8 protein-coding genes are annotated in these 8,907 nt (G+C 42.9%); 2 read left to right on the top strand and 6 right to left on the bottom strand.

Annotated elements, in window-relative coordinates:
* Positions 1–1,180: 1,180 nt before the first annotated feature.
* Entirely contained in the window at positions 1,181–1,642 is a 462-nt protein-coding gene (trmL, locus tag F6J94_RS00165; RefSeq protein WP_293018498.1) for a tRNA (uridine(34)/cytosine(34)/5-carboxymethylaminomethyluridine(34)-2'-O)-methyltransferase TrmL, read from the bottom strand.
* A gap of 285 nt (positions 1,643–1,927) precedes the next feature.
* Here trmL and F6J94_RS00170 point away from each other — a divergent pair, with 285 nt between their 5' ends.
* On the top strand, positions 1,928–2,107 hold the full coding sequence (locus tag F6J94_RS00170) for a hypothetical protein (RefSeq protein ID WP_293035684.1): 180 nt from the start codon (positions 1,928–1,930) through the stop codon (positions 2,105–2,107).
* Between the two features lie 664 nt (positions 2,108–2,771).
* Here F6J94_RS00170 and gshA read toward each other — a convergent pair.
* Positions 2,772–3,923, bottom strand: coding sequence for a glutamate--cysteine ligase (gene gshA / locus F6J94_RS00175; protein ID WP_293030429.1), 1,152 nt, complete (start codon positions 3,921–3,923; stop codon positions 2,772–2,774).
* 135 nt (positions 3,924–4,058) lie between these two features.
* Entirely contained in the window at positions 4,059–4,976 is a 918-nt protein-coding gene (locus F6J94_RS00180) for a histone deacetylase (RefSeq protein ID WP_293035687.1), read from the bottom strand.
* A 70-nt stretch (positions 4,977–5,046) separates the two neighbouring features.
* Here F6J94_RS00180 and F6J94_RS00185 point away from each other — a divergent pair, with 70 nt between their 5' ends.
* On the top strand, positions 5,047–5,460 hold the full coding sequence (locus F6J94_RS00185; RefSeq protein WP_293035690.1) for a peptide chain release factor 1: 414 nt from the start codon (positions 5,047–5,049) through the stop codon (positions 5,458–5,460).
* Positions 5,461–5,916: 456 nt separating this feature from the next.
* Here F6J94_RS00185 and F6J94_RS00190 read toward each other — a convergent pair whose 3' ends face one another.
* From F6J94_RS00190 to F6J94_RS00200, 3 genes are all read right to left on the bottom strand, one after another.
* Positions 5,917–7,566, bottom strand: coding sequence for a tetratricopeptide repeat protein (locus F6J94_RS00190; protein ID WP_367142139.1), 1,650 nt, complete (start codon positions 7,564–7,566; stop codon positions 5,917–5,919).
* Positions 7,567–7,862: 296 nt separating this feature from the next.
* Positions 7,863–8,249, bottom strand: coding sequence for a hypothetical protein (locus F6J94_RS00195; protein WP_293035693.1), 387 nt, complete (start codon positions 8,247–8,249; stop codon positions 7,863–7,865).
* A 388-nt stretch (positions 8,250–8,637) separates the two neighbouring features.
* Positions 8,638–8,880 carry a hypothetical protein gene (locus F6J94_RS00200; RefSeq protein WP_293035696.1) on the bottom strand — a complete coding sequence of 81 codons (243 nt, stop codon included), beginning with the start codon at positions 8,878–8,880 and terminating at the stop codon, positions 8,638–8,640.
* Positions 8,881–8,907: the final 27 nt, after the last annotated feature.

An 8,907-nucleotide genomic window follows, 5' to 3' on the forward strand; every position in this document is an offset into this window, starting at 1 on the left:
AGGTACTTATCCTTAGACCACTAGGTGGACAACATCCCATAGCAGAGATATTGTCGGGATTTACCACGGCTGCGGTTCAGGATGGCTGCATATGCTGCATAATATATGCATATAAAGTAACTGGCTAATCAAGCTTTCTCCGGGAAACCACCCTCAGTAACCCAAGAAAATCCAGCATATTTGCTGATTATTCTCTTTGAGCGCCATAAAAACAGCGATGGGAATCTCGAAGTAACTAACTGGTTACAGATGAACTCTACGCGAATTTTGGGTAAGACAACAACCGTAGAATCCTGTATCAACCGGCAGATTAATCCTGGTGGGTTGCTAGTTGATGGTGCGCTCACAAAATCTTTCAAATCCTCCTTTTCTCTATTGATAGCTGGCGCGCGTATATTGAGCACTCGCCATTTGATATCAGCAAAATCTATCGGTAATTTCTCGGTAATCCTACTCTTTATGATAGAAATTTCTTATATGTGTTTGGTAATTTCAGTATTCTAGATAGCTTAATTTTTGGTGAGTAATTTTACACACACTAACTCATTAAACCAAGGTGCGTCCGGTCAGCTGTAGGCTGAAAGTCCTTGATTTTACCCAAAGATACCTGGTTTTGAGGTCTTTCCCTGATTAAAACAGACTTGTCCGACAAAACGTTTTCACAGAGTTTAACCCAATATAAAGAGATAGTAATGGATTGATCAGCTAGGGAATTCACTGAGAAGGATGGTTTTTCACGAAAATTACACATTTATACAGACATTTCCTATTGACACCATCAGTAGAGGTGAAATTACGCATTTGAACTCTACTGATGGTGTTTAAACCCCTGAAGGGGGATAAGTATGTTTTGAGTGGGGCGTCTGTTGCTCTCCATTTAATTTTTCTATCTTAAGTCCGGCAAAATTAGGACTAGGGAAACAGCGACTAAAGTCGCCGTCGATATTTCTATTGACACCCGATTTCAGGAGTGATATATTAAAGTGCTAAGCTTTAATTAAGGATTAAACGGTTAAGGCTTAAACGTAAATCGATACAAGTAAATCGATACAACTAAATCTATAAGAAAAATCTATACAAGTAAATCTATACAAAAGAAATCTATATCAAAAATTTATACAAATAGGACTGGGGAAACCAAGTAAACTTAGTAAGTCCTAATTATTAACACAGAAAACACCTATTCCAAGTAACCCAACTGACGCCTGGCCTCAAATAAGCCAAGGGCAGCACTGACGGAGAGATTTAAGCTGCGAACTCCCGGCTGGGTCATGGGGATAAAGACTTTAGCCTGACAAGCATCTAAGACATGGGGAGGCAAACCTGTGGTTTCGCAGCCAAACAATAACCAGTCCTTGGGCTGAAACTGAAACTTGATATAGTTGTATGTTCCTCTCTTGGTAAAGCCAATCCAACGCCCCTCTTGCTTCTGGTGATAGCTGACAAATGCATCAAGGGAATCATGATATTTAAGATCTACATAGGGCCAATAATCTAGTCCTGCTCGTTTCAAGTAGCGATCGCTAATTTCAAAACCCAACGGACCCACTAAGTGCAATTGAGTAGTGGTGGCGGCGCAAGTTCGGGCAATATTGCCGGTATTCGGTGGAATTTGCGGGTTGATTAAGACAACTTTTACCATCATTTCAACTCCAATTCCCCTCCCGCTAAGTCTTTGACTATAACGGGAGGGGAATTGGAGACCAGATTTGTTGTTCTTTCCGATGATATCCGCTAGAATGGATAAATCGGAACACCGATTAATGCGCTCAAAAGAGCAGCGGTTTATGTGCAAGCTGAAAAGCCTCTGCTAAAGACATGAACCAAAAACTAACAAGTAAGCCCGATGTTTGATGCTCCTAGGTCGCCGCTAGGCGAAGGGAGGGTTTAGAGGCTGTTTGGCTCAGCCAGTAAGAGTTTTGTACTCTTGCGAATCCCTGGATATAATCTTGATTTAGCCATGGGAGATTTCAATGGAGCCGTCGGGATTTTCCTGAAGGCGATGTGGGATACCACCTTCCTTGACAGTGTCGGGGATGTAGTACTCAGCTTATCTGACTCCGCAGACGTAATAAACGTCCAGGATGTCACGATTTGTCCGGGTTAAAAGTATCAGTGTCAAGAAACCCTTAACACGTTTGACCGTGATCTATATTCATACCAAATCTGGGTCTAAAACCCCTGATTAAAAAACCAATAGGCGATCGCCTATTGGTTTTTTAAGTGGTCACAAGTAGCTTGAACGCTTGACTGAGTGTGGGGTGTGGGGTGTGGGGTGTGGGCGAAGGGGTGTCAGGAAAGATTTATTTGAATGAGTTCAAGGGATTGAGGTTCGAGGAGCATTCGATATAGATCTTAGGTCATAGTACTATAGGCATAGCTAAGGTCTCTAGTTTTGTATGTATTTCAGATTACCTCTACCTAGTGATATAGATCACATATGTTTTTCTTATATTAGTTTTTGTTGAACCATATATTAAATATTCTTATATTTCAAACCATTTCACCTGGCCAAAAAATTATTCAATTAAGGCGGTTTTCTTTACAAAAACTCTAAAAACTTTATAAAAATTCATAAAAAATGGCCTCGTAATCAGAGGGTAGGGCGAATGAGGATTTGCCCTACCCTCGTAGTTACAAGTTTAATTGTTTAAGTTGAATTTAATAACAAAGGCGTTGCTTAATAATGGAATGATTTTAAGAGTTTTTAGGTGCGGGCAGGATGCCCACTCTACTCCTATTCATTCGAAGACTGACGCAACGCCAGGAAGTTAGGCTACCAGGGACTGGCACAGTTGATCTTCTAGTTGCGACTCTTGCTCAGCCATGGATTTAATGGCTTGAATCATCACTTGGCGAGGCTCAAAACCCACTCCATGAAGTTGTAACCATTGCGAAGCGGTGTTTCCTTCCCGTAGAATTTTCTTAATTGGTGAGAGGAAGCAACTAAAACCGTGTTTTTTCGCTACCGGCCAAACCTCTTGATAAAGTTCCTCAATCCAATCTCTTGCCAGAATTAGTCTGCCATCCTGCCAATGCCTCAGTTGGGCATCCAAACTGGATTTAGCCGCAGCCACTTCATTGGCATCTGTGAGGGCAATCAAGTCAGCGGAACGGTTGTTGGCAGGTATTGTACTTATCTCCAGGGGGTCAAGGCTGGGATCATCAATCAGTTGGATCAGGCGTGCTTCCAATAGTGCCATAACCGATAACAGGGCAATGGGATCGACCATTAAATCACAGATTCTCAGCTCTAGGCGGTTGAGATCATAGGGGCGTCGGTTGCCATTGGGGCGCACAGAGGTCCACAGATGACGGAGATTAAACATGGTACCAGCAGCGAGTTGCTGTTCAGTCCACTGGATAAAGTGACGATGGCTTTCAAATAAAGGAACATCACAGGGAGTTTTGGGAAACATTCCCCAACGGGTGGAGTGATAGCCAGTGGTTTTACCGTCCAGAAAGGGGGAAGATGCACTCAGGGCTAGATACAGTGGAGCTTCCATTCGCACTAGACGACAAGCTCTCATCAGGATTTCTGGGTCAGAGATGCCCACATTGATATGGATGCTGGCAGTGACAACTTTAGTGCCGTAGGTGGTCTCAATGTAGGAATAGTAAGGATTATTGGGGTCAGAAATGTAAAAGCGATCGCTTCCACCTAAGGACAGGGTACTGCCAGGAATTAGTGTATAGTGACCCAAGCTTTTTAAATACTGTCGCAGCTGCTGTCGAGGACGCACTAAGGCACATAAGAGACGGTCATAGCAACATAAAGGAGCAGTGGTATATTCGACATGGCGCTGATCTGGCTCTCGGACAAATCCGTCGAGGGATGCCACAATCTGATCGGAAAAACCGACAATATCCCCTTCGGGAGTGCCGGTATACATTTCTACTTCAAAGCCTTTGGATAGCAGCACAGTTTTTTTTATGGGGAATGCTAAATTGGGAGTGGGGAGTAGCGTTGGCCGTAGCTCTAGGGAGTTTATCTACTTATACCTAGCTATCAATCTTATAAATTACGACCAAAGAATTCCTCCTTCTTTAGTTTGCCATTAAAGCTGACACTGGCGATAGACCTCAAGAGCAGCACGGTAAAGTAAAGAGTGGCGATAGATCAGGGCATCGAAATCATTTCCGTAGCCACCACCAATAACACTAGCCACTGGGATACCTGCTGCTACACAGGTACTCAACACTTGGATATCCCTACGGTAGAGTCCAGTGTCGGTCAAGGCTAATTTGCCCAAGCGGTCTTCTACATGGGGGTCAACTCCAGCATCGTAGAGGACTAAATTGGGTTTGAATCCTGAGAGTAAGTCCGGAAGATACTTGGCTAGAGTTTGTAGATAGGCATCATCATCCATTCCCTCTGGTAGGGGAACGTCTAAGTCACTTTTTTGTTTAGTGCTAGGGAAATTGACTTCACAGTGCATGGAAAAGGTGAAGACAGTGTGGTCGTTTTGGAAGATAAAGGCGGTACCGTCTCCTTGGTGGACATCTAGGTCAACAATTAAAATTTTCTGAACTAGTCCCAGTTGTTGGAGGACACGGGATGCGATCGCTAAATCATTAAAGATACAAAACCCTGAGCCATAATTGGGAAAAGCATGATGGGTACCACCAGCAGTATTGAAGGCTAACCCTTTACTCAGGGCGAGTTTAGCGGTGAGAATCGTGCCACCTACGGCAGTACAAGTACGCTTTACTAACGCTGGACTCCAAGGTAAGCCAATGCGTCGCACAGCTTTCGGGTCAAGGGTACCTTGACAGTAAGCTTGAACATAGGCGGGGGTGTGAACCAGGTGGAGCCAATCGAGTGGGGGAAGGTCTGGAGTGTGGAATTGTTTAGGAGTGGCAATGCCTTCTTGTAGCAGTAGTTGGTAGAGTTTCCCAAATTTAGGCATGGGAAAGCGATGCCCGTCTGGCAGAGGTGCGACATAGTCCTGGTGATAGACGATTGGCAAGTTCATGATCAGACAGGGTTTTCCAGCTCGCTACACTTTTTTTTATAATCATCAACCAAGTCAAAGGAAGCATAGCATGAATGACCCTTGGAATACTTTTAAGCAACAGCCTTGGCTACCTCTGTCGAAAGTAGCTGCTTTGACCACTGTGCTGGTAGTTGCTCTAGAGAACTTATTGATATGGGTCTTGACTCAATCAGAAACTTTCCGTCTGCTACTATTTTCTAGACCCCTAGCAATCATCTGGTTTATGGCTGCGGCTATAGGAGTTGGGGTGTTAGGAGTTTATATTTGTGAACGTTGGCAGTCCCAGGTATTCCTGAAGACCTCTAGTCTCTGGGCTTTAGTGTTGTGCCTTATCGTCGGTTTATTGCTCAAGTCCCAACTTCCCATCCCTTTTGGGTTAGTTGGGTTTTCCATGAATGCTGTGATTGGAGTAATCCTAGGGGTCTTTTGGAAAGGTCGTCCTTACTGGCGTTATTGGAATTAGTTGGAAATTTAGAATTTAGAATTTAGAATTTAGAATTTAGAATGGAGAATTTAGAGGTTGTCTGAGAAGTATCATTTGCTACATCAAAGCCCCCTAAATCCCCCGAGCGAGCAATCCCTCGCTCGGGGGACTTTTAGCCGCAAATTGATTCTTGTTCCCCCCAGAATTGGGGGGCTAGGGGGGCAAAATTCAGTATCAAAAAACTTTTCAGATATCCTCTTAGAATGAATAATTTATAGCAACCGAATTATAGTTTAGGACAAAGTATTTTGTTTGAAAGGGAGCAGAAATATTATGTGTTAAGCTTTACTACGACTGCTATACCTTCTATCTTAGATCTTCTACCTTCTATCTTAGAAATTTTGCATTGTACCTTGTTATTGTCAATTCTCAATTCTTAATTCTTAATTCTTAATTCTTAATTCTTAATTCTTAATTCTACATTCTATATACTGATTACTGTGACAAGTTATAGCGCAAACTTTCTAGATTCTTACGACAGTTTATAGTATTAGGATTATTTGACCCTAACTTCTGTTCTGCAATCTCCAAAGCCTGGAAAAAGAGGGGTTCCGCTTCATGGTAACGCCCCTGAGCTTTGTAGAGATTTGCCAGGTTGTTGAGACTACTGGCTACATCATAATGGTCTTCACCCAGCAGCTGCTTATACATGTCCAAAGCCTGGACAAAGAGGGGTTCGGCTTCATGGTAACGCCCCTGAGCTTGGTAGAGATTTGCCAGGTAGGTTAGACTAGTGGCTACATCGCGATGTTCTTCTCCCAGGCGGCTTATCGTTATCTCTAAACATTGCTTACACCATGCTTCAGCCTCGTCATAGGTACCTTGACCTTCATATAATCTTCTTAAGCCAACAAAAGGCCATATTAAATCTTCATCCCTGAGCCAGTCAGTTAAGACTGTGGCAACTTCTGCTAAATGAGGGATGGCCGGGCTAACTGCTGAAATCTGATCGCGAGTTGGTGTATAAGAAATTTCTTTTGCCACAGCCACCATTGTCTGACAAAAACTTTCCTTATAGGAGTCGGCCTCTGGTAATTGAGCCAGCTTGGTCAGGAAAAATTCTCGAATTAGTGGATGGAGTTGATAGGTTTGCTGTTCAGTCAGTTGCAACAGGTTCAGTTTTAGTAAACTGCGATTGGCCGTAGGCCACGCTACGCGATCGCGTAATTCTTCCAAGTCTTCTTGTGCTTCTTCCCAGTCATCCTCATCTTCAGTTTCGATAACACACTTCTCTACCAGTGACCACTCAAAAGGAGCTTGAGCAAACAGACTCAGACGACATCCCAACTGCTGGGCTTCTGGACAATCTTTCAAATCTTCCCAAGATAACTCAAAGGCTGCTGCTACTCCCAACTGGGCTGTCATTTCCCCTTCTTCTGTGGGATCAAGTAATGCCTTAGCTGCTAATTTCTTTTTCTCTAAACGTTTCTGAACTTTAGCAATGGTTAAGGTCGGATGTAGATCTAAATATCGTCCGACTAACTCCAAACCCAAAGGCAAATACCCCAACCATTTACATAACGCTTCTGCTTCGTTTAGTTCTTTCTCAATGCGCTCTTTTCCAACAAGCTTACGTAATAATTCTAATGCTGCCTCTGGGGATAGTACATCCAAGTCAATTCGTCGGTAAGAAGCTCCTGGACGCTGACGACTGGTGACCAGTACTTTGAACCGGGATTCAGCTGGAGGCAAATAGGGTTTAATTCTCTGTTTGTAGTCATTGCCGAAAGAAGCGACATCATCCAGCACGATCAATACTGTTCCTTCTGGCCAATGTCTCCAGCAGTATCTTACCTGCTCCTTGAACTCTAGGTCATCTGGAATGGTTAATCCTAATTCCGTACGCCCAAAACTAACAACTTGAATCCCCAGATCTAGCCCGCGCACTGGAAACCAGCACCTACCACCAGGGTAGTTATCCTGATAACTTAGAGCATATTGTAGAGCTAATTCGGTTTTGCCCACACCGCCCATTCCGGCAATGGCACAAATTGCTAGTTTATCGGTCTTTTGAAGTTCCTGATGGAGCTCCTTAAGTTGAGTGTCTCTACCGACAAAGTGGCGTTGCTGAATTAAGAAATGAATGCGCGATCATCTGGTTTTATTTAAGCCCCCTAAATCCCCAATTCTGGGAGACTTATCTTGATGCAGTCGCTTATGGGGGAAACCATGGCAGTCGCTCATAGGAAACCCCCAAGACTTCGCTGCCTACCCAAGACCGCTGGGGTGCGCTTTCCGTTGGAGAATTTAATTCGCCAACGGAAAGCGCACCTCTGCATCGCTTGAGAGTTTTGTTACACCCAGAATTGGGGGGCTAGGGGGACGAAACCATACCCAGAATCAGCTGTAGGTGAAGTGCAAGATCTCAGTTTACTAGAAGTCTAGCGCAGCTTGCTTATCGAAACATCGATAATCTGCGGGTAATCGACGGAGACGTTTTGCACAAAACCTAAATCAGTACCCTCTGTAGGTGCCACAATTTCACAAATATTTACACACTCTTTGTTTGGATCTTTCTCAGTTCCCAATTGATAATTCACATAGTATGGGATGTCCGGCACAAAAGGAGCGATCTCTACAATCACAGTATTGAAACTCGGTAGCTCTACTATTTCCACATCATATACATCCAAATTCTCAGGGGGACAAAAGTAATCGTTGACCAGATCGCACTCGGGGTAGCCGTAGGCGCTTGCGGCACCTGTGAACCCTAAGAACAAGGTAAAAGTCAGCAAGAGGGAAGAAAAAATTTTGAGAATGCTTTTCATTTGAACTTCTCCTTTTAATTTTTTTACAGAGAACATGTCATTTATGCAAAACATTTGTACTATATCTAGAGTCCCATCTATGGTTTAAGCTTACTCTGATGACATAACACTAAGCACAGGGCAAGCACCTCTTATATAGTTCATTTGTTCCACAACTTTGAACAATTATCCCGAGTTCCTAATTTTTAGTTGGAACAATCTAATATTAACCCTAATAAGTATCTATTAACCTCATAAACCTCATATAAAACCTCATATAAAACCTCATATAAAACCTCATGTAATACCAAAATTGGTATAAAACCTCATATAAAACCTCATATAATACAAATTTGGTATAAAATGTAATTGACAAAAATACAATTTAATGTGTAAGACATTATACGTATTAAAAACACAGAACAACATCAGGATCGAAGTAAGCGATCGCTCTTTCTGTTTCCATTGCTGCTCTGGTATTTCCCGGACCAATCTCAACAATTCCTACTTCCCAGGACTTACCATTATCTGAAAACTGTCCTAGTTCATAAACTGTCCCTTGTTCATGTTCTTCCTCTTGAATATTGCTCAAATGAGCCTTAACAGCAATGTATTCAACAGGAATAGCGGTTAATATAACTGCCCGGTTCATAAATCTTTGCTAGTTAACGTTAGTCAA

It is taken from the genome of Moorena sp. SIO1F2 (assembly GCF_010672755.1).
In the GTDB taxonomy this organism is placed as follows: domain Bacteria; phylum Cyanobacteriota; class Cyanobacteriia; order Cyanobacteriales; family Coleofasciculaceae; genus Moorena.